Annotated in this window: 19 protein-coding genes and 1 pseudogene; 16 read left to right on the plus strand and 4 right to left on the minus strand. The window is 73.5% G+C overall.

Going from position 1 to position 20,136, the window contains the following annotated elements:
- The first annotated feature begins 27 nt into the window (after nt 1-27).
- From hrcA to OG906_RS22815, 6 genes are all read left to right on the plus strand, one after another.
- Entirely contained in the window at nt 28-1,044 is a 1,017-nt protein-coding gene (gene hrcA / locus OG906_RS22790; RefSeq protein WP_267802614.1) for a heat-inducible transcriptional repressor HrcA, read from the plus strand.
- Nucleotides 1,045-2,181 carry a molecular chaperone DnaJ gene (gene dnaJ, locus OG906_RS22795; protein WP_267802615.1) on the plus strand — a complete coding sequence of 379 codons (1,137 nt, stop codon included), beginning with the start codon at nt 1,045-1,047 and terminating at the stop codon, nt 2,179-2,181.
- Between the two features lie 168 nt (nt 2,182-2,349).
- Nucleotides 2,350-3,441, plus strand: coding sequence for a nitronate monooxygenase (locus OG906_RS22800; protein WP_329445346.1), 1,092 nt, complete (start codon nt 2,350-2,352; stop codon nt 3,439-3,441).
- Entirely contained in the window at nt 3,438-4,181 is a 744-nt protein-coding gene (locus tag OG906_RS22805) for a 16S rRNA (uracil(1498)-N(3))-methyltransferase (RefSeq protein WP_329445348.1), read from the plus strand. Before OG906_RS22800 ends, OG906_RS22805 begins: the two co-directional genes overlap by 4 nt.
- 85 nt (nt 4,182-4,266) lie before the next feature.
- Entirely contained in the window at nt 4,267-4,626 is a 360-nt protein-coding gene (locus OG906_RS22810; protein ID WP_329445350.1) for a histidine triad nucleotide-binding protein, read from the plus strand.
- Nucleotides 4,627-4,629: 3 nt separating this feature from the next.
- Nucleotides 4,630-5,544 carry a ribonuclease Z gene (locus OG906_RS22815; RefSeq protein WP_329445351.1) on the plus strand — a complete coding sequence of 305 codons (915 nt, stop codon included), beginning with the start codon at nt 4,630-4,632 and terminating at the stop codon, nt 5,542-5,544.
- Nucleotides 5,545-5,701: 157 nt separating this feature from the next.
- Here the strand turns inward: OG906_RS22815 and OG906_RS22820 are convergent, their stop codons facing one another.
- Nucleotides 5,702-7,093, minus strand: coding sequence for an MFS transporter (locus OG906_RS22820; RefSeq protein WP_329445353.1), 1,392 nt, complete (start codon nt 7,091-7,093; stop codon nt 5,702-5,704).
- Nucleotides 7,094-7,368: 275 nt separating this feature from the next.
- Here OG906_RS22820 and OG906_RS22825 point away from each other — a divergent pair, with 275 nt between their 5' ends.
- The 6 genes from OG906_RS22825 (at nt 7,369) to OG906_RS22850 (ending at nt 12,458) form a co-directional block, all read left to right on the plus strand.
- Nucleotides 7,369-8,433, plus strand: coding sequence for a PfkB family carbohydrate kinase (locus tag OG906_RS22825; protein WP_329448100.1), 1,065 nt, complete (start codon nt 7,369-7,371; stop codon nt 8,431-8,433).
- 198 nt (nt 8,434-8,631) lie between these two features.
- Nucleotides 8,632-9,684 (plus strand): PhoH family protein, encoded by a 1,053-nt coding sequence (locus OG906_RS22830; RefSeq protein ID WP_267802620.1) that lies wholly within the window; start codon nt 8,632-8,634, stop codon nt 9,682-9,684.
- Nucleotides 9,685-9,697: 13 nt separating this feature from the next.
- Complete coding sequence (gene ybeY, locus OG906_RS22835) at nt 9,698-10,195, plus strand: rRNA maturation RNase YbeY (RefSeq protein ID WP_053681985.1); 498 nt, start codon at nt 9,698-9,700, stop codon at nt 10,193-10,195.
- Complete coding sequence (locus OG906_RS22840; protein WP_329445357.1) at nt 10,192-11,505, plus strand: hemolysin family protein; 1,314 nt, start codon at nt 10,192-10,194, stop codon at nt 11,503-11,505. The genes ybeY and OG906_RS22840 overlap by 4 nt, the downstream gene beginning before the upstream one ends.
- Nucleotides 11,502-11,855: an MmcQ/YjbR family DNA-binding protein gene (locus OG906_RS22845; RefSeq protein ID WP_329445359.1), complete on the plus strand. Its 354-nt coding sequence runs from the start codon at nt 11,502-11,504 to the stop codon at nt 11,853-11,855. Before OG906_RS22840 ends, OG906_RS22845 begins: the two co-directional genes overlap by 4 nt.
- 240 nt (nt 11,856-12,095) lie before the next feature.
- Nucleotides 12,096-12,458, plus strand: a complete 363-nt coding sequence (locus OG906_RS22850; RefSeq protein WP_329445361.1) for a cytidine deaminase — start codon at nt 12,096-12,098, stop codon at nt 12,456-12,458.
- A gap of 75 nt (nt 12,459-12,533) precedes the next feature.
- On the opposite strand, the gene OG906_RS22855 is transcribed toward OG906_RS22850, so the two are convergent.
- Nucleotides 12,534-13,913: an MFS transporter gene (locus OG906_RS22855; protein WP_443067406.1), complete on the minus strand. Its 1,380-nt coding sequence runs from the start codon at nt 13,911-13,913 to the stop codon at nt 12,534-12,536.
- A gap of 19 nt (nt 13,914-13,932) precedes the next feature.
- Between OG906_RS22855 and OG906_RS22860 the strand changes: the two genes are divergently transcribed.
- The 4 genes and pseudogenes from OG906_RS22860 to era all read left to right on the plus strand — a co-directional run bounded on the left by OG906_RS22860 (nt 13,933) and on the right by era (nt 18,370).
- Nucleotides 13,933-15,009 (plus strand): GlxA family transcriptional regulator, encoded by a 1,077-nt coding sequence (locus OG906_RS22860; RefSeq protein WP_329445363.1) that lies wholly within the window; start codon nt 13,933-13,935, stop codon nt 15,007-15,009.
- 77 nt (nt 15,010-15,086) lie between these two features.
- Nucleotides 15,087-16,499 (plus strand): beta-xylosidase, encoded by a 1,413-nt coding sequence (locus OG906_RS22865; protein WP_329445365.1) that lies wholly within the window; start codon nt 15,087-15,089, stop codon nt 16,497-16,499.
- A 110-nt stretch (nt 16,500-16,609) separates the two neighbouring features.
- Nucleotides 16,610-16,921: pseudogene (locus OG906_RS22870) on the plus strand (WxL protein peptidoglycan domain-containing protein); the annotation flags it as partial.
- 498 nt (nt 16,922-17,419) lie between these two features.
- Nucleotides 17,420-18,370 (plus strand): GTPase Era, encoded by a 951-nt coding sequence (gene era, locus OG906_RS22875; RefSeq protein ID WP_053682004.1) that lies wholly within the window; start codon nt 17,420-17,422, stop codon nt 18,368-18,370.
- 26 nt (nt 18,371-18,396) lie between these two features.
- On the opposite strand, the gene OG906_RS22880 is transcribed toward era, so the two are convergent.
- Nucleotides 18,397-19,065 carry an SAM-dependent methyltransferase gene (locus OG906_RS22880; RefSeq protein ID WP_443067407.1) on the minus strand — a complete coding sequence of 223 codons (669 nt, stop codon included), beginning with the start codon at nt 19,063-19,065 and terminating at the stop codon, nt 18,397-18,399.
- A gap of 193 nt (nt 19,066-19,258) precedes the next feature.
- Nucleotides 19,259-20,071, minus strand: coding sequence for a GNAT family N-acetyltransferase (locus OG906_RS22885; protein ID WP_329445367.1), 813 nt, complete (start codon nt 20,069-20,071; stop codon nt 19,259-19,261).
- Between the last annotated feature and the right edge of the window lie 65 nt (nt 20,072-20,136).

Genomic DNA, 20,136 nt, shown 5'->3' on the forward strand with positions numbered 1-20,136 from the left:
GACCGACCGCATCTGGAGGTGTGCGCGATGCTCAGCGAACGCAGACTCGAGGTGCTGCGCGCCATCGTCCAGGACTATGTCGGGACGGAGGAGCCGGTCGGCTCCAAGGCGCTCACCGAGCGGCACCGGCTCGGCGTCTCGCCCGCCACCGTGCGCAACGACATGGCGCTGCTGGAGGACGAGGGGTACATCGCCCAACCCCACACCAGCGCCGGTCGGATCCCCACCGACAAGGGCTACCGGCTCTTCGTGGACAAGCTGGCGGGGGTCAAACCGCTGTCCACCCCGGAGCGGCGGGCCATCCAGAACTTCCTCGACGGCGCCGTCGACCTCGACGACGTCGTGGGGCGCACCGTACGGCTGCTCGCCCAGCTCACCCGGCAGGTCGCCGTGGTGCAGTACCCGTCGCTGACCCGCTCCACCGTCCGGCACGTCGAGCTGCTCTCGTTGGCGCCCGCGCGCCTGATGCTCGTGCTGATCACGGACACCGGTCGGGTCGAGCAGCGGCTGGTCGACTGCCAGACGCCCTTCGGGGAGACCTCGCTCGCGGACTTGCGGGCGCGGCTCAACAGCCGGGTCGTCGGCCGTCGGTTCACCGACGTGCCGCCGCTGGTACAGGACCTTCCGGAGTCCTTCGAGACCGAGGACCGGGCGACGGTCAAGGCCGTCCTCGCGACCCTTCTCGAAACGCTCGTGGAGGAGGCGGAGGAGCGGCTGATGATCGGCGGCACCGCCAACCTCACACGGTTCGGACATGACTTTCCCCTGACGATCAGGCCGGTGCTCGAAGCGCTGGAGGAGCAGGTCGTGCTCCTCAAGCTGCTGGGCGAGGCCAACGAGTCGGGGATGGCCGTGAAGATCGGGCATGAGAATGCCTACGAGGGACTGAACTCCACGTCCGTCGTCTCGGTCGGCTACGGTTCGGGCGGCGAAGCAGTCGCCAAACTCGGCGTGGTCGGACCGACCCGCATGGACTACCCCGGAACGATGGGAGCGGTACGCGCAGTGGCACGTTACGTCGGACAGATCCTGGCGGAGTCGTAAGTGGCCACGGACTACTACGCCGTTCTCGGCGTGCGCCGCGACGCATCGCAGGACGAGATCAAGAAGGCCTTCCGTCGCCTCGCGCGCGAACTCCACCCGGACGTGAATCCGGATCCGAAGACGCAGGAGCGCTTCAAGGAGATCAACGCGGCCTACGAGGTGCTCTCGGACCCGCAGAAGAAGCAGGTCTACGACCTCGGCGGCGACCCGCTGTCCTCCTCGGGCGGCGGCGGAGCGGGCGGCTTCGGAGCGGGTGGCTTCGGCAACTTCTCCGACATCATGGACGCCTTCTTCGGCCAGTCCCAGCAGCGCGGACCGCGCTCGCGGACCCGCCGCGGCCAGGACGCCATGATCCGCCTCGACCTGGAACTGGACGAGGCGGCCTTCGGGACGACCAAGGACATCCAGGTCGACACGGCCGTCGTCTGCACGACCTGCTCCGGTGAGGGCGCCGCCCCCGGCACCTCGGCGCAGACGTGTGACATGTGTCGCGGTCGCGGTGAGGTCTCGCAGGTCACCCGGTCCTTCCTGGGCCAGGTCATGACCTCGCGACCCTGCCCGCAGTGCCAGGGCTTCGGCACCGTGGTCCCCACCCCGTGCCCCGAGTGCGCGGGCGACGGCCGGGTGCGGTCCCGCCGCAGCCTCACGGTCAAGATCCCCGCCGGTGTCGAGAACGGCACCCGCATCCAGCTCGCGGGCGAGGGCGAGGTCGGCCCCGGCGGCGGCCCCGCCGGCGACCTGTACGTGGAGATCCACGAGCTGCCGCACCCGACCTTCCAACGGCGCGGGGACGACCTGCACTGCACGGTCACCCTCCCCATGACGGCGGCGGCCCTGGGCACCAAATGCCCGCTGGAGACGCTGGACGGCATGGAGGAGATCGACATCCGGCCCGGCACCGGCTCCGGTCAGGCGATCCCCCTGCACGGGCGCGGCGTCACGCACCTGCGCGGCGGCGGGCGGGGTGACCTGATCGTCCACGTCGAGGTCACCACCCCCGGCAAGCTGGACGCCCAGCAGGAGGACCTGCTGCGCCAGCTCGCGAAGCTGCGCGGCGAGGAGCGGCCGATGGGCCAGTTCGCGCCGGGCCAGCAGGGTCTGTTCAGCCGCCTGAAGGACGCGTTCAACGGCCGCTGACCGGCCGTCGGCGTCATCTCGTACGAGCCCGATCCGGGGATGTCCCGGGTCGGGCTCGACGCCGTGCGGGGCGGGGTGCGACACGGGGTCGAGCGACTTCGCAGGCGGACTATGCCAGGCGAATGCGATGATTCGGCCCGGTGCGCGGGACGTGGCACGATGCAGTCCATGTCCTCCTCGCCGAACGGTCTCACCCCTTACCCGATCGTGCAGGCGCCCATGGCGGGCGGCGCCTCCTGTCCGCCGCTGGCCGCCGCCGTGTGCGAGGCGGGCGGGCTGGGCTTCCTGGCCGGCGGCTACAAGACCGCCGACGGCATGTACCAGGAGATCAAGCGGCTGCGCGCGCTCACCCGACGTCCGTTCGGCGTCAACCTCTTCATGCCGCAGACCGGCTACGTGGACCCGGCCGAGATCGAGACGTACCGGGGACAGCTCGCGGGCGAGGCCAACTGGTACGAGGTGTCGCTGGCCGAGGAGGACATCATCGGCACCTCCGACGACGGCTACGAGGCCAAGCTCGCCATCCTCGTCGAGGACCCCGTCCCCGTCGTCTCGTTCACCTTCGGCTGTCCGCCCGCCGCCGTCTGTACCCGGCTGCGCGAGGCCGGCACGTACACCGTCGTCACGGTGACCTCGGTGGAGGAGGCCCGCGCCGCCGAGGCGGCGGGGGCCGACGCCGTCTGCGTCCAGGGCGTCGAGGCGGGCGGCCACCAGGGCACGCACCGCGACGACCCCGAGATCGACGGCACGGCCGGGGTCGGACTGCTCGTGCTGGTCGCCCGGGTACGGGAGGCCGTGGCCCTCCCGATCATCGCGGCGGGCGGGTTGATGCGCGGCGCGCAGGTCGCGGCGGTGCTCGCGGCGGGCGCCGAGGCCGCCCAGCTCGGCACGGCCTTCCTGGCCTGTCCGGAGTCGGGCGCGCACCCCCTGCACAAGAAGGCGCTGACGAACCCCCTCTTCCCGCACACGGAACTCACCCGCGCCTTCTCCGGCCGGCCCGCCCGGGGCCTGGTCAACCGCTTCATGCGGGAACACGGCCCGTACGCCCCGGCCGCCTACCCGCAGGTCCACCACCTGACGTCGGGCCTGCGCAAGGCGGCGGCCGCCGCCGGGGACCCACAGGGCATGGCCCTGTGGGCGGGGCAGGGCCACCGGCTGGCGCGGGCGCTGCCCGCAGGGGAGCTCATGGAGGTGCTGGCGGCCGAACTGGCCGAGGCACAGAGCGCGTTGAAGGTGTTGCAGATGAGGAGAGCGTCATGACGGCCCCCGTGTTCGTGGTCGAAGAGGTCCCCGCGGGGCCCGAGTTCACCCTGGAGGGCCCCGAGGGCCGGCACGCGGTGTCGGTCAAGCGGCTCAACCCCGGCGAGGCGGTGGTCCTCACGGACGGCCGGGGCCGCTGGGCCGACGCCGTCGTGAAGGCCGCCGAGGGCAAGGACCGGCTCGTCGTGTCCGTGTCCGGATCCTTCGAGGAGCCGGCGCCCGCCGTCCGCGTCACCGTCGTGCAGGCCCTGCCGAAGGGCGACCGGGGCGAGGTCGCCGTGGAGACCATGACCGAGACCGGCGTCGACGCGATCGTGCCCTGGCAGGCCTCGCGCTGCATCACGCAGTGGCGCGGCGACCGGGGCGCCAAGTCCCTCGCCAAGTGGCGCAACACGGCCCGGGAAGCGGGCAAGCAGTCCCGCCGGGTGAGCTTCCCCGAGGTGGCCGAGGCCCTCTCCACGAAGCAGGTGGCGGCGCTCCTCGCCGAAGCCGACCTGGCCGTGGTCCTGCACGAGGACCGCGACGCCCCCTCCGGAGCCCTGGCGACGGCCGAACTGCCGTCGTCCGGGTCCGTCGTCGTGGTCGTCGGCCCCGAGGGCGGGGTCTCCCCGGAGGAACTCGCGACCTTCGCTGAAGCCGGCGCCCTGCCGTACCGGCTGGGGCCCTCGGTGCTGCGCACCTCCACCGCCGGCACCGCCGCGGTCGCCGTCCTGCTGGCCCGCACGGGGCGCTGGGGCTGAGCGGCCCCGCCGGAAACCCCTGGCCGGGGCGGGGGCGCCGGCGGATACGATGCCGGGACCGATCACCTTCACGGGAGGCTCAGCAATGGCCGGGGAACCCCAGGCGGACTGCCTGTTCTGCAAGATCGTCGCGGGCGAGATCCCGGCGACCGTCGTCCGGGAGACCGAGACGACCGTCGCCTTCCGGGACATCAGCCCGAAGGCGCCCACGCACGTGCTCGTCATCCCGAAGGTCCACTACCCCGACGCCGCCTCCCTCGCGGCCGCCGAGCCGGGCGTCGCCGCCGACGTGCTGCGCGAGGCCGGCCAGGTCGCCGCGGACGAGAAGGTCGTCGACCAGGGCTACCGGGTCGTCTTCAACACCGGCGCCGGCGCCGGGCAGACCGTCTTCCACGCGCACGCGCACGTCCTCGGCGGCCGCGGCCTCCAGTGGCCCCCCGGATAAGCCGTGTCCGTACGAGAGTTCGTGGTGCTGGGCACCGCCAGCCAGGTCCCCACCCGAAGCCGCAACCACAACGGCTACCTGCTGCGCTGGGACGGCGAGGGCATCCTCTTCGACCCGGGCGAGGGCACCCAGCGCCAGATGCTGCGCGCCGGGGTGGCCGCGCACGACATCAACCGGATCTGCGTGACCCACTTCCACGGTGACCACAGCCTCGGCCTGGCCGGGGTGATCCAGCGGATCAACCTCGACCGGGTTCCGCACCCGGTCACCGCGCACTACCCGGCCTCGGGGCAGAAGTTCTTCGACCGGCTCCGGTACGCCACCGCCTACCGCGAGACCGTCCCGCTCCGAGAGGAACCGGTCACCGCCGACGGCCCGTTGGCGCGCGAGGCCGGATACGTCCTGGAGGCGCGACTGCTCTCGCACCCGGTGGAGGCCTTCGGCTACCGGCTCGTCGAACGGGACGGGCGCCGCATGGTGCCCGAACTGCTCGCGGAACGCGGGATCAAGGGGCCGGACGTCGGCCGGCTGCTGCGCGAGGGGGAGTGGAACGGCGTCACCCTGGACGACGTCAGCGAGCACAGGCCCGGGCAGCGGTTCGCCTTCGTCATGGACACCCGGCTCTGCGAGGGCGTGTACGCGCTCGCGGAGGGCTGCGACATGCTCGTCATCGAGTCGACCTTCCTCGACGAGGACGAGCGACTCGCCACCGACCACGGGCACCTGACCGCCGGTCAGGCCGCCCGGGTGGCACGCGACGCCGGCGTCCGCCACCTGGTGCTGACGCACTTCTCGCAGCGCTACTCCGACCCGACCGAGTTCGAGCGACAGGCCCGCGCGGCCGGCTACGCGGGCGAACTGACGATCGCCGCCGACCTCGTACGGGTGCCGGTGCCGAAGCGGAGCCAGGCCGCCTAGTGCGGTGACCGGAAAGGTTCACCGTGTCACGGCGCCCGGCACGGCACCTCGCCGCGTTGTCGAACCGCCCGAGTACGTCGCGTACAAGCGGCAGTCCTCCGCCTTGCGATGAACCGCACCGGACACCGCGACCCGGCAAACCTTTCCGGCCACAGCACTAGACGGAGACCCGCCGGTCGGGCGTCCTGTCCTCGGTGCGGGCGCGGGCGCGCCGGGCCGCCGGGGAGAGCAGCAGCACCCGGCGGGGCAGCCGGCGCACGGGGCGCACCGAGATCTCGGCGACCTCCAGCTCCGGTGCGCCGACCCGGGGCACCGCGCCCGTCGGGGCGCCCGCGCTCGCGGCCAGCACGGCCGCCGGCGCGCCACCGCGGCGCCGGACCGAGCCCGGCACCAGCGGGCGGCCGCCCGCGTGCAGCGCGACGGCGGTCATCGGCCAGGCCACCGCCAACAGCAGGACGCCCAGGGTCAGGCCCATCCCGGGGAAGCCGACGGCCTCGGCGAGCAGACTGCCGGTGACGGGCCCGCACGCCACCCCGAGGGAGGAGGCGGAGCCGGCCAGCACCGCCCAGCGGCCTCGCGGGTCCAGGGCCGCCGCCAGCCCGATGACGTAGGAGAGGACCACCGGGTAGAAGGCGTTCCAGAGGATCTCCCCGGCCGCGAAGCCGCCCAGGCCCCGCGCGGAGGTGGCCACCACCACGCAGCAGGCGATCACCGCGGTCCCCGCGCCGATCGGGACGGCCCGGCCCCACCGGGAGCCGAGGGCCGAGGCGGCCGTGACGCCGACCAGGCCGGCGCCCAACGCCGCGGCGAAGACCATGCCGAGGGTGACCTCGGACAGGCCCGCCTGCTCGGCGCCGATCCGGCCGCTGACCCCCCACAGCGAGTTCTGGGCGAGCGACCACAGCAGCAGGCCGCCCGCCAGGACCACCCCGGCGCGCGGGTAGGGAAGGCGCCCGGAGGTCCGTACGGCGGGGCCGGGGGCGGCCGGGCCGCCGAGTCGGGAGGTCGCGGGCCAGACCGCCGCGGCGACCAGCGCGATCGCCGCGAACGGCAGCCCGTGCCCCAGCAGGTCGCCGCCGAACCGGGGCAGCGTCAGGTAGAGCGCGCCCGCGGTCGCCGACACCGACAGCAGTCCGAGGGCGGAGGTGCGGTGCGGATCGCGCGTCCCGGCGATCCCGGAGGCGGCCACGGCGGTCGCCGTCCCGGAGCCGAAGCCGCCGACCACGGCGCCCACGACGACGAGGGGCAGGAGGGAGGTCGACGCCGCGGCGCCGTAGCCCGCGACGGCGAGCAGCAGCCCGAGCCGGGCCAGGGCGCGGGGCCCGTGCCGGGGGATGCGGGAGGCCAGGGTGAATCCGGCGCCGGCGGATCCGAGCAGCAGGGCCGAGCCGATCAGGCCGGCCTGGGCGGGACTCAGCGGAAGGTACGCGTCGAGCCGGCCGACCACGGTCGGGAGGAGGTAGGGCGCCGCGTATCCGGCTGTGAAAAGGGCCACCAGGGGCCAGGCGGCGGGGTGCGCGGACGAGGGCGCGGGGGAGGTGATCGACACGGGTGTTTCCGTTGCTGCGCAGCTGGAACGAGGGTTCCGGAGAGTGGGCGGTGCACCTGTTTATCAAGCGCCGGTCGGTCGACAGAAGAGCGTTCCGGTGGTGATGTGCGTCACACTGGGGTTTGCGCCGGCCGAACCGGGGCAGGGGTGGCTGCTTTCCACCTCAAGCCGACTTGCAGAAACGACTCTTCGACACATCCACGAGACTTCGATCCGCACACGCACGAAACGGGGAGCACACCGTGACCAGTCGGGACAGCCGCATCAGCCGACCCATGAAACTGGACCCGCTCGGTCCGGTGCGGGATCCCCAAGAACCGGGCTGCGACGTCTTCCTGACGGGAACGGTGTTCCTCGACATCATCTTCACCGGCCTGGACTCCGCCCCGGTCCGCGGCACGGAATCCTGGGCGCGCGGCATGGGCTCCAGCCCCGGCGGCGTCGCCAACATGGCCGCCGCGCTCGCCCGGCTCGGCCTGCGGACCTCGCTCGCCGCCGCCTTCGGGGACGACCACTACGGCGAGTACTGCTGGGACGCGCTCGAACAGGGCGAGGGCATCGACCTGTCGATGTCCCACACCCTCCCCGGCTGGCACAGCCCCGTCACCGTCTCGATGGCGTACGAGGGCGAGCGCACGATGGTCTCCCACGGCCACGAGGCCCCGCCCCCGGCCGGCCCCGACCCCTTCCCGCTCTGCCCGCCCCGAGCCCGCGCGGCCGTGGCCTCGCTGGCACCGGGCCGGAGCGAGCCCTGGGTCGCCGAGGCGGCCCGGCAGGGCTCGCTGGTCTTCGCCGACGTGGGCTGGGACGAGAGCGGGCGCTGGGACCTGGGGGCGCTGGCCGACCTGGAGCACTGCGAGGCCTTCCTGCCGAACGCGGGCGAGGCGATGCGGTACACCCGGACCGACTGTCCGCGCGCGGCGGCCCGGGCGCTGGCCGAAAGGGTGCCGCTCGCGGTGGTGACCATGGGCGCGGAGGGCTCGTACGCCGTCGACGGCCGGACCGGGGAGACGGCGGAGGTCCCGGCGATCGTCGTGGACGCGCTGGACCCGACGGGCGCCGGCGACGTGTACGTGGCGGGGTTCGTGACGGGCACCCTGGCGGAATGGCCGCTCGCCGACCGGCTGGCCTTCGCGGGGCTGACGGCGGCCCTGTCGGTCCAGGAGTTCGGCGGCTCCCTGTCGGCCCCCGGATGGCCGGAGGTCGCCCACTGGTGGCAGACGGCCCCGGCCGAGCTGCGGGGCCGGTACGCCTTCCTGGAGGAACTCGTCCCGTCCGGGGCGACACCGGGACCGAGGCGCCGCGCCGTGCCCACGATCGGCTTCCGGCACCCGGTCTAGGCCGTCGCCCCGGGACGCCGCCGGATGCGCGGGCCGGCCACCGTCGGACCCCGTCGGGGCGCGCGCCCCGACAGGCCGGGACGCGTGCGGGAAAACCTCTCGGGGAAGCGGCGGCGGAGACGTACCCTTGGTAGTCCGGAGGTCGACGACCCGAGCGACCCCTCAGTGGGAGGTATGCGCAGGCCACAGTGCCGGCCCATGACTCAGACACCGACAGCCCGCACCCCCGCGCCGGGCCAGGCGCGCGCCCACTTCACCGTTCCGGCCACCCATCCCATGGTGACCGTGCTCGGATCGGGCGACGCCCTGTTGCGCGTGATCGAGAAGGCCTTCCCGAAGGCCGACATCCATGTTCGGGGCAATCAGGTCAGCGCGATCGGCGACGCGGCGGAAGTCGCGCTGATCCAGCGCCTGTTCGACGAGATGATGCTGGTGCTCCGCACCGGGCAGTCGATGACGGAGGACGCAGTGGAACGCTCGATCGCCATGCTCAAGGCGAACGGCAACGGCAAGGGCGACGCCGGGGACGAGACGCCCGCCGAGGTGCTCACCCAGAACATCCTCTCCAGCCGCGGTCGGACCATCCGTCCCAAGACCCTCAACCAGAAGCGGTACGTCGACGCGATCGACAAGAACACGATCGTGTTCGGCATCGGTCCCGCGGGCACGGGCAAGACCTACCTGGCCATGGCCAAGGCGGTCCAGGCCCTGCAGTCCAAGCAGGTCAGCAGGATCATCCTGACCCGTCCCGCCGTCGAGGCGGGCGAGCGGCTCGGCTTCCTGCCGGGCACCCTGTTCGACAAGATCGACCCGTACCTGCGCCCGCTCTACGACGCGCTGCACGACATGATCGACCCGGATTCCATCCCGCGGCTCATGGCCGCCGGGACCATCGAGGTGGCGCCGCTGGCCTACATGCGGGGCCGTACCTTGAACGAGGCGTTCGTGGTGCTCGACGAGGCACAGAACACCACCACCGAGCAGATGAAGATGTTCCTCACCCGACTCGGCTTCGACTCGAAGATCGTCGTCACCGGCGACGTGACGCAGGTCGACCTCCCGGGCGGGGCCAAGAGCGGTCTGCGTCAGGTGCAGGACATCCTGGAAGGGGTGCCGGACATCCACTTCTCGCGGCTCACGTCCGAGGATGTCGTCCGGCACAAGCTGGTCGGCCGTATCGTCGATGCGTACGAGAAGTACGACGACAGCCGGGACCCCACGCAGTCCCGGAACGGCTACCAGCGGAAGTAGAACCCAGCGCACCATGTCGATCGACGTCAACAACGAGTCCGGAATCGAGGTCGACGAGCAGGCGATCCTCGACATCGCCCGCTACGCGCTCGCCCGGATGAGGATCCACCCGCTGTCCGAGCTGTCCGTCATCGTCGTCGACGAGGCGGCGATGGAGCAGCTCCACATCCAGTGGATGGACCTGCCCGGACCCACCGACGTCATGTCCTTCCCGATGGACGAACTCCGTCCGCCGGCGAAGGACGACGAGGAGCCCCCGCAGGGGCTCCTCGGCGACATCGTCCTGTGTCCCGAGGTGGCCAAGCGGCAGGGCGAGGAAGCGCCGACGCGGCACTCCATGGACGAGGAGCTCGGGCTCCTGACGGTCCACGGGGTGCTGCACCTGCTCGGGTACGACCACGAGGAGCCGGACGAGAAGGCCGAGATGTTCGGCCTCCAGGCGGCCATCGTCGACGGCTGGCGCGGTGAGCGCGGCCTGACCGGTCCGTCACCCGCGCCCACCGTCTCGTGAACGCCCTCCAACTCATCACCGGCGCGGTCCTGCTGGTGGTGGTCGCCTGGTTCGCGGCGTGCGCCGAGTCCGGGATCGCCCGCATCTCCGCCTTCCGGGCCGAGCAGGCCGTACGGGAGGGGCGGCGCGGCAGCGCGAAGCTCCTCCAGGTCTCCGCCGACCCCACCCGCTACCTCAACGTCGCCCTGTTGGTACGGGTGACGTGTGAGATGGCGGCGGGCGTGCTCGTCACGTACGTCTGCCTCGACGAGTTCGGCGACACCTGGACCGCGCTGCTCGTGGCCATCGGGGTCATGGTGCTGGTGTCGTTCGTCGCCGTGGGGGTGTCGCCGCGCACCATCGGCCGGCAGCACCCGTTGAACACGGCGACGGCGGCCGCGTACGTCCTCGTGCCGCTGGCCCGGGTCATGGGGCCGATCCCGCAGCTCCTCATCCTCCTCGGCAACGCGCTCACGCCCGGGAAGGGCTTCCGCAAGGGGCCGTTCGCCTCCGAGGCGGAACTGCGGGCCATGGTGGACCTGGCGGAGAAGGAATCGCTGATCGAGGACGACGAGCGCCGCATGGTGCACCAGGTCTTCGAACTCGGGGACACCCTGGTGCGCGAGGTGATGGTGCCGCGCACGGACCTGATCTGCATCGAGCGGTACAAGACGATCCGTCAGGCGACCACGCTGGCCCTGCGGTCCGGCTTCTCGCGCATCCCGGTGACCGGGGAGAACGAGGACGACATCGTCGGGATCGTCTACCTCAAGGACCTCGTCCGCAAGACGCACATCAGTCGTGAGGCGGAGTCCGACCTGGTCTCCACGGCGATGCGGCCGGCGGTGTTCGTGCCCGACACGAAGAACGCCGGTGACCTGCTGCGCGAGATGCAATCGGTGCGCAACCACGTGGCCGTCGTCATCGACGAGTACGGCGGCACGGCGGGCATCGTCACCATCGAGGACATCCTCGAGGAGATCGTCGGTGAGATCACCGACGAGTACGACCGCGAGCTTCCGCCCGTCGAGGACCTGGGCGCGGACCGCTACCGGGTCACGGCCCGGCTCGACATCACCGACCTCGGCGAGCTGTTCGGCGTCGAGGCCTTCGACGACGAGGACGTGGAGACGGTCGGCGGACTGCTGGCCAAGGCGCTGGGGCGGGTGCCGATCGCCGGTGCCTCGGCAATCGTGGACCTGCCCGAACCGGACGGGCGGCCCCTGCGGTTGACGGCCGAGTCCCCGGCGGGCCGACGCAACAAGATCGTGACGGTGCTGGTGGAGCCGGTGGTCGCGGCAGCCGGCGAGGGCGAGGAGGGCTCGGAGTGACGCCGGAGCAACTGCGCGCGTTCTGCCTGGACTTCAACGAGGCGGTGGAGGAGTTCCCCTTCACCCCCGCGACCTCGGTGTTCAAGGTGCTGGGGAAGGTGTTCGCGCTGTCGGCGCTGGGCGCCTCACCGTTGAAGATCAACCTGAAGTGCGATCCGGACCTCGCGGTGCGGCTGCGGGCCGATCACGAGGCGATCGTGCCGGGTTGGCACATGAACAAGCGGCACTGGAACACGGTGACGGTGGGCGGGCTGTCGGATGCGATGGTCCGGGAGCTGGTGGAGGACTCGTACGACCTCGTGGTCGCCGGGCTGCCGAAGGCGGAGCGGCTGCGGCTCGACCGGCCGTGACGCGGGGGCGCCGAGAGGCCTGATCCGAGGTTTCGGGGGATGGAATCCGGCAGGGCCGAAGGTCACTGCCCTCCGGGACCAACGGATCGTCGGCCACTCGCGGCGCTTAGGTTTGGTGCATCCCGAGCAAGATCCGTCTGCCGGGTACCCCGCGTTCACGGGGGGACGAGGGGATGGAGGGGAGAGCGCCTCGGTGGGGTCGTCGCACGGCCCGCCGAGGCGCTCCCTATGCTTTCGCCCATGACCCAAAGCACCGCGGACACCGGGATCGACCCCGAGGACAGCAAGATCATCACGCTGGCGCGCAGCGCCCGCGCCCGCAACGGGGTGCCCGAGGGTGCGGCGGTCCGGGACGAGACGGGTCGTACGTACGTCGCCGGGACCGTGGACCTGGCCTCCCTCAAGCTGAGCGCGCTCCAGACGGCCGTCGCCATGGCCGTGGCCAGCGGGGCGCAGTCCCTGGAGGCCGCGGCCGTGGTCAGCGCGGCCGACGCGCCGGCCGACGCCGATCGCGCCGCGGTCCGCGACCTCGGCGGCCCCGACACCCCGGTCCTCCTCGCGGCCCCGGACGGCACCCTCAGGTCCACGACCCCGGCCGGCTGACAGGCACGGGGGAGCGGCCGCCGCGTTCCCGACGTCCGCCGGGCCGGGCCACGCCCGGCCGGCGGCGCGGAACGCTCAGGCCGTGGCCGTTGCCGCGGTCACGGCGGGACGGCGGCGGATGACCATCGCCATCAGCGCGGCCATCGCGCACAGGCCGCCCGAGGCGTACCAGACCAGGTCGTACGAGCCGAAGGCGTCGCGGGCCAGGCCGCCCAGGAAGGCCACCACGGCCGCGCCCACCTGGTGCGAGGCCAGGACCCAGCCGAAGACGATCGCGCCGTCCTCCCCGAACTGCTCCCGGCACAGCGCGATGGTCGGCGGGACGGTGGCGACCCAGTCCAGGCCGTAGAAGATGATGAAGAAGACCATCGGCGGGTGGACGGAGGGGGCCAGCAGCATCGGCAGGAACATCAGCGAGATCCCGCGCAGGGCGTAGTACACGGCCAACAGGCGGCGCGCCTCGAAGCGGTCGGTGAACCAGCCCGAGGCGATCGTGCCGACCACGTCGAACACGCCGATCACCGCCAGCAGTCCGGCGGCGGCCGTCACCGGCATGCCGTGGTCGTGGGCCGCCGGCACGAAGTGGGTCCGCACCAGGCCGTTCGTGGAGGCGCCGCAGATCGCGAAGGTGCCGGCCAGCAGCCAGAAGGGGCCGGTGCGGGCCGCCTTGAACAGCACCGACAACGCCCGGCGCGCGGCTCCCGGGACCGGTGCGGGCTTCTCCGCGTACGGGCCCCCGTACGGCGCGAGGCCCACGTCCGCCGGGTGGTCGCGCAGCAGCAGCCAGACGAACGGGACGACCACCAGCGCCGCGAGCGAGACCGTGACCGCCGCCGGCCGCCAGCCGTGGTGCTCGACCAGCCAGGACAGCAGGGGCAGGAAGATCAGCTGACCGGAGGCCCCGGCGGCGGTCAGGATGCCCGTGACGAGTCCGCGCCGGGCGGTGAACCAGCGATTGGTGACGGTCGCCGCGAAGGCCAGTGCCATCGAGCCGCTGCCCAGGCCCACCAGCACGCCCCAGAACAGGATCAGTTGCCACGACTGGGTCATCCAGAGGGTGGCCACGGTGCCGCCGGATATGACCAACAGGGCGACGGCGACCACCTTGCGAATGCCGAAGCGGTCCATCAGGGCCGCCGCGAAGGGCGCGGTGAGCCCGTAGAGGGCGAGGTTCACCGAGACGGCGAAGCCGATCGTGCCGCGCGACCAGTCGAACTCCTCGTGCAGCGGCTCGATGAGCAGGCCGGGCAGGGAGGCGGAGGCGGCGGCGCCGATGATCGTCACGAAGGCGACGGCCGCGGCGAACCAGGCGCGGTGCACGCGCCCCGGCCGCCGCGGGGCGGCGGGCACGGCGGCGGGTGTGGGGGCGGGTGTGGAGGCGGGTGTGGAGGCTGTCTGCGTCACGCAGTCAGCTTCCGGCCCGCGGGCGGCGCCCGACAGTGGCCTGAACGACATGCTTCGATACGATCGGGCCATGGAGCCCCGTGCGCACCGTGTCGTCGTCCTCGCCCTCGCCGGGCTGCTGCCCTTCGAGCTCGGCATCCCGCACCGGATCTTCGGGTACGCCAAGGACCCGGCCGGGCGACCCTTCTACGAGACCCTCACCTGCGCGCTCCGTCCCGGACCGGTGGCCACGGACGCCGACTTCGCGGTCGACGTCGAGCACGGCCCGGAGCTGCTGGCCACCGCCGACACGGTGGTGGTGCCCGCCTCGTACGAGCTGGGGCCGGTGTACAAGGAGGGGCGGCTGACCGAGCCGCTCGGTGCGGCCCTCGGCCACATCCGACCCGGCACCCGGCTGGTCTCCATCTGCACCGGGGGCTACGTCCTCGCCGCCGCCGGCTACCTCGACGGGCGCCGGGCGACCACCCACTGGGCCTCCGCCGAGCACTTCCAGCGGCTCTTCCCGGCCGTGCGGGTCGACCCCGGCGTGCTCTACACCGACGACGGGGACGTGCTGACCTCGGCCGGGGTCGCCGCCGGCATCGACCTGTGCCTGCACATCGTCCGTCGCGACCACGGCGCGGCCGTGGCCAACGAGGTGGCCCGGCGGACCGTCGTACCGCCCCACCGGGACGGCGGGCAGGCGCAGTTCATCGAACGGCCGGTTCCCGAAGCGCAGTCGGCCGGCACCACGGCGGCCCGTGCCTGGATGCTCGACCGGCTGCACGAGCCGATCCGGTTGAGCGACCTGGCCCGGCAGGAGTCCATGTCGGTACGGACGTTCACGCGCCGCTTCCGCGAGGAGTCCGGGGTCAGCCCGGGGGAGTGGATCGTCGGGCAGCGGGTGGAGCGCGCCCGGCGTCTGTTGGAGCGCACGGAACTGGCGATGGAGCAGGTGGCGCGCGAGGCGGGCTTCGGGACGGCGCAATCGCTGCGCAAGCACGTGCAGGCGGCGTTGGGGGTGAGCCCGACGGCGTACCGGCGCACGTTCCGGGCCGCGGGCGCCCTGGTGGGGTCGGGCGGGGCGGGCGGGGCGGTCGGGGCGGTCGGGGCGGACACCCTCCCATCTTCTGATGGGTCATCAGTTGTTGCCGGTCCCGTGCATTGACTTCTCCCGCCGTCCGCTCGTGAATGACCCCCTGCCGGGGTGACGGAACGCGGGCGACGCAACGCGGGGGGCGGACAGTGCGAGCAGGACGGGCGGGACGGGCCGGGGCGCGCGACAGACGGTGGGCGGCGGCCGTCGCCGTGAGCGGCGGCGTGGTGGCCCTGCTGGCCGCCACGACCGGGGGAACGCCGGCCGCCGCCGAGGGCGAGCCGCCGCCCCCGGGGCAGGTGGAGTTCCCCACCCACTGCCTCCCGCCCCAGGAGGCCGGGCTGCCGCCCGCCGACGGTCCGACGACAGCCCGGATCAGCGTCGACGACCCCGCCCCGAAGGTCGGCGACACCGTCACCGTGACGTACCGGATCGCCGCGACCCCCGCAGTGAACCCCGCCGCGACCGAACTGCCCGCCGACGCGGTGACCCCCGGCGGGCGGATCGTGCTCGCGGGCGCGCAGAGCGGCGAGGTGACCGTGGTGGGCGTCCGACGCAACGACCCGGTGCCGGCGGGCGCGACCCTGCCGGGCGTGACCATGACCGGGACCTTCACCGTCACCGCGCCCGGCGAAATCACCCTCGCCCCGGGCGGCTACACCCTGCACACCGGTCATCCCGTGGACCTGGACACCACGTGCACCGCGGCCGGTCCCGCCCCCGTGTCCCAACGCCTCACGGCCGCCCCGCTGCCGACGGCCAACCTGCGCGCGCTCACGCTGGGGACGGCGTTCGGGAAGCCGGGCGCGAGGGTCGCCGTCACCGGCTCCGGCTTCGCCCCGGGGGCGGCCGTCACGGTGGCCGGCCGGACCGGCGCCGCCGAGACCGCCGACCGGGTGGCCGCCACCGCCGACGAGCGGGGTGTGGTCCGGGCCGCGCTGCCGGTCACCGACAAGGGGACGACGGGCGTGGTCGCGTACGAGGGCACGGCGTGGTCGGCGCAGGGCGGATCGGGGCCGGCCGCCTACACGGTGGTCGATGCCGCCGCGCTGGTCGAAGCCGCGCCGGTGGTCGATGGCGCGCCGGTGGTCGATGCCGCGCCGCCCTCGCAGGGCACCCGGAAGGTGACGGTGGTCGTCGAGCCGGGCGCGCTGGCCATGACCCAGGCGGGGGAGTCCGTGACGCTCGGCGCGGTCCCGTACGGGGACGGCGGGGCGGCGGCCGGCCGGATCGGCACCGTCACCGTCGAGGACGCGCGCGGCGGCCCGGCGGGCTGGTCGCTGGTCGGCAGGGTCACGGACTTCGCCGGACCGGGCGGGGTCCGGATCCCGGGCGCCTCCCTGACCTGGACCCCGCGGTGCGTCGCGGCGGCGGGGAGCCCGAGCGGGTGCCGGGCGGGCAGCGCGGGCCCGGTCGGCCCGGAGGGGGCCGTGCTGGCGTCCACGGCGGACGGGGCGCCGGCGGGCGGGACCTTCACGGTGGACGCCGGGGTGGAACTGCGCGTACCGCCCTACACCCCGCCGGGGGCGTACACGGCCGTCCTGACGCTGACCCTGTCGTGACGCGGTCGGCCGCCCGGTGGCGGCGGCTCCCCGCCGCCCTCGTCGTCGCGGGCCTGGCCTGGCTCGCCGGCGCCGGACCGGCGACGGCCGCGGACAACGGCCGGTGGTCCGTGCTCCCCGCCGCGAACACCCTCGGACAGCGCCCGTACTTCTACCTCGCGGCCGCCCCCGGCACGGTCGTCCGGGACACCGTCACCGTCGCCAACCGCACCGACCGCCCCCGCACCTTCCGGCTGTACGCCGCCGACGCCCACAACACCGCCCGCGACGGCGGCTTCGCGGTCCGCGGCCTCGACGAGCCGCGTCGCGCCACCGCCGCCTGGACCGCGCTCGCCCGGGAGCGGGTGACCGTGCCGGCCCGAGGATCGGTCGACGTCGGGTTCACCGTCACCGTCCCCGACCGGGCCGAGCCGGGGGACCATCCCGGAGCCGTCGTGGCCCTGGAGGACCGACCGGAGGACGCCGGCGCGGGCGTCGACGTGCGACAGGCGGTCGCGGCCCGCCTCTACCTCCGGGTCACCGGGCCGACCGCGCCCGCCCTCGCCGTCCGGGACGTCCGGGTCGGCGGGAGCGACGGACGCGCCGAGGTCACGTACACGCTCCACAACCGGGGCAATGTCACCCTCCGGCCCCGCGCCGTCCTCACCGTCTCCGGAGCCTTCGGTCGCACCCTGTCGCGGCGGGCCCTCACCGGCCTGCCGGCCGAGCTGCTGCCGGGCCAGGACGTACGGCTGAGCAGCAGGTGGGACGGCCCGCCCGCCCTGGAGTGGACCCGGTTGACGATCCGGGCGCAGGCCCCGGGAACCACCGCCGAGGGCGCCGTCGAGCATGCCGCGCACCCCCTCCTGGCCACCCTCCTGGCGGGCGCTTCGACCGTCCTGGCGGTGGGCTGGTCGGCGCTGGGAGTCGCATCGGGGAGAATGGCCCGTATGAGCGATCGTTCCCCCGAGCCCACCGCCCCGCACCGCGCGGGCTTCGCATGCTTCGTCGGCCGCCCCAACGCGGGGAAGTCGACCCTGACCAACGCGCTCGTGGGCACCAAGGTCGCGATCACCTCCAACCGGCCGCAGACCACGCGCCACACGGTCCGCGGCATCGTGCACCGCCCGGACGCCCAGCTGGTGCTGGTCGACACCCCCGGCCTGCACAAGCCGCGCACCCTGCTCGGCGAGCGCCTCAACGACGTCGTCCGCTCCACCTGGGCCGAGGTCGACGTCATCGGCTTCTGCCTGCCGGCCGACCAGAAGCTCGGCCCAGGAGACAAGTTCATCGCGAAGGAGCTCGCGGGGATCAAGAAGACCCCCAAGATCGCCATCGTGACGAAGACCGACCTGGTCGAGTCCAAGCAGCTCGCCGAACAGCTCCTGGCCATCCACCAGCTCGCCGCCGAGCTCGGCTTCGAGTGGGCCGAGATCGTCCCCGTCTCGGCCGTCGGGGACAGCCAGGTCCAGTTGCTGGCCGACCTGATCGCGCCGCTGCTGCCCGAGAGCCCGCCGCTGTACCCGGAGGGCGACCTCACCGACGAGCCCGAGATGGTGATGGTCGCGGAGCTGATCCGCGAGGCCGCGCTGGAAGGCGTACGGGACGAGCTCCCGCACTCCATCGCCGTCGTCGTCGAGGAGATGATCCCCCGGGAGAACCGCCCGGCGGACCGCCCGCTGCTGGACATCCACGCGAACGTCTACATCGAGCGGCCCAGCCAGAAGGGCATCATCATCGGCCCGAAGGGCTCCCGCCTGAAGGAGGTCGGGATGAAGTCGCGCAAGCACATCGAGGCGCTGCTCGGCACCCCGGTCTTCCTCGACCTGCACGTGAAGGTCGCCAAGGACTGGCAGCGCGACCCCAAGCAGCTGCGCAAGCTCGGCTTCTGACCTCGATCAGGGCGAGAAGAGACGCACTAGGGCAGCCGGCGGACCTTCACCGCGTTGTCCAACCGGGTCCCGGGCCGGCCGTCAGGCCGGCTCTGGGCCCGTTCGTGCTCCTCGGCCAGCAGCACCTCCCAGGCGCCGTCGGGCAGCTCCAGGTCCGCGACGACCTCGGCGGGCTTCGGGAAGCGGACGCCCTCGACCGGCGGCTCCTGCCAGGGCGCCCAGCCCGCGTGGCCGACGATCAGCAGGACTCCGCCGGGGGCCACGGCGGCGGCCGCCCGGCGCAGGATCCGCTCGCGCGGGAAGTCCCCGTACGAGTGCAGGAAGCAGGCGGAGACCAGGTCGTACTCGCCGGCCGGGAAGGAGTGCGCGAAGTCGTGCCGCTGCCACTCCACCCGGTCGCCGACGCCGGCGTCCGCCGCGTGCGAGGCAGCTCGTTCCAGGGCCACCCCGGAGATGTCGGTCGCGGTCACCCGCCAGCCCCGCCGGGCCAGCCAGACGGCGTCGCCGCCCTCGCCGCAGCCGAGGTCCAGGGCCCGGCCCGGGGCGAGGTCCGCCGCCTCGCGAACCAGGGCGACGTTGGCCTCGCCGCTCCAGATCCGGTCGTTCTCCCGGTAGCGGCCGTCCCAGAACTCCTCGCCCGTGGCACCGGGCTCCGGGGTGGGCGGCTGGGCGTCGGTGTGCACGTGGTCGGACACGGGAACCTCGGTCTCTCGCGGTCTCGCGGGGAAGGGTACGGGCCAGGCCCCGACCGTCCGGGTGCCTGTGTCGCCGATGCTCCGCCCGGGCACCCCGAAGCGCCAAACACTCTTGCCGTTTCGGCAACCGCGCGCCCGTCCGGACGGGCATCCGCCGCACCGCGCCGGACCCCCGCCGGCCGGACCCGAGGGGCTACCGGGCGGGTGGGACGGGCTCCGCGATGAGGGCCGTCGCCACGCGGCGGAAGCCGATCCGCCCGTAGATCCGCGCCACGTCCTCGTCTCCCGCCGACAGGAACACCGTCCGGGCCCCGCCCGCCAGCGCCTGTTCGACCAGGGCCGCCGTCACCGCGAGGGCCAGGCCCTGCCGGCGCGCCGCCGGGAGGGTGCCGACGCCGACGACCTCGGCGACGTCGCCGACCGGGATGTACTGGCCCGAGCAGAGCACCACGCCGTCCCGTACGGCCGCGGCCATCCCCGTGCCGCCCGAGGCGAGCTGACCCGAGACCCGCGCGCGGCGCGGTTCCACCGTCGGATCCGTCAGCGCCGCCGCCAGTTCGGTCGGCCCGGCCTCGCCCAGCGCCGTGCCCGGGGCCGCGAACGCCAGCATCGGCACCGTCACCGCAGCCGCCAGCAGCGGGTCGTCCGCGCCGAGGACCCGTACGTCCGGATGGGCCGGGGTCGGCCGTACGGACTCCAGCACCATCAGCGGATGGGAGCTGACGCGCAGTCCCGCCGCCTCCACCGCGGCCCGCAACGAGGGGCTGTTTTCGGCCACCCATTCGAAGGCCTCGGGCACCTTCAGCTCCCGTTGGCGGGCGAGCACCCGCTCCACGTCGGCCGCGCAGGCCTCGGGACCGCCGAGCGAGGGGCGCGCGTAGTACGGCCACCCCTCGCCCTCCCGCACGAACAGGGTGAGCGGCCCGAAGTCCTCGGCCCGGGCTCCGCCCACGCGCGGGACCGTGTCGTAATACCGCTCCAGGGCGGAAAGCATCTCTGTGGTCATCCGCCGATCCAAGCAAAGCGCCGGCTCGCGGGCCTCCCAATTACCGAGGGATCACCGAGGGATCA

The sequence above is a fragment of the Streptomyces sp. NBC_01426 genome (assembly GCF_036231985.1).
Classification (GTDB): domain Bacteria; phylum Actinomycetota; class Actinomycetes; order Streptomycetales; family Streptomycetaceae; genus Streptomyces.

Coding starts and splice junctions, on each gene's coding strand:
- OG906_RS22860 (WP_329445363.1), top strand. CDS start 13,933: ATGGAGCCCCGTGCGCACCGTGTCGTCGTCCTCGCCCTCGCCGGGCTG.
- era (WP_053682004.1), top strand. CDS start 17,420: ATGGCCCGTATGAGCGATCGTTCCCCCGAGCCCACCGCCCCGCACCGC.
- OG906_RS22855 (WP_443067406.1), bottom strand. CDS start 13,913: ATGTCGTTCAGGCCACTGTCGGGCGCCGCCCGCGGGCCGGAAGCTGAC.
- OG906_RS22825 (WP_329448100.1), top strand. CDS start 7,369: ATGAAACTGGACCCGCTCGGTCCGGTGCGGGATCCCCAAGAACCGGGC.
- OG906_RS22805 (WP_329445348.1), top strand. CDS start 3,438: ATGACGGCCCCCGTGTTCGTGGTCGAAGAGGTCCCCGCGGGGCCCGAG.
- OG906_RS22830 (WP_267802620.1), top strand. CDS start 8,632: ATGACTCAGACACCGACAGCCCGCACCCCCGCGCCGGGCCAGGCGCGC.
- ybeY (WP_053681985.1), top strand. CDS start 9,698: ATGTCGATCGACGTCAACAACGAGTCCGGAATCGAGGTCGACGAGCAG.
- OG906_RS22885 (WP_329445367.1), bottom strand. CDS start 20,071: ATGACCACAGAGATGCTTTCCGCCCTGGAGCGGTATTACGACACGGTC.
- OG906_RS22810 (WP_329445350.1), top strand. CDS start 4,267: ATGGCCGGGGAACCCCAGGCGGACTGCCTGTTCTGCAAGATCGTCGCG.
- hrcA (WP_267802614.1), top strand. CDS start 28: ATGCTCAGCGAACGCAGACTCGAGGTGCTGCGCGCCATCGTCCAGGAC.
- OG906_RS22800 (WP_329445346.1), top strand. CDS start 2,350: ATGTCCTCCTCGCCGAACGGTCTCACCCCTTACCCGATCGTGCAGGCG.
- OG906_RS22850 (WP_329445361.1), top strand. CDS start 12,096: ATGACCCAAAGCACCGCGGACACCGGGATCGACCCCGAGGACAGCAAG.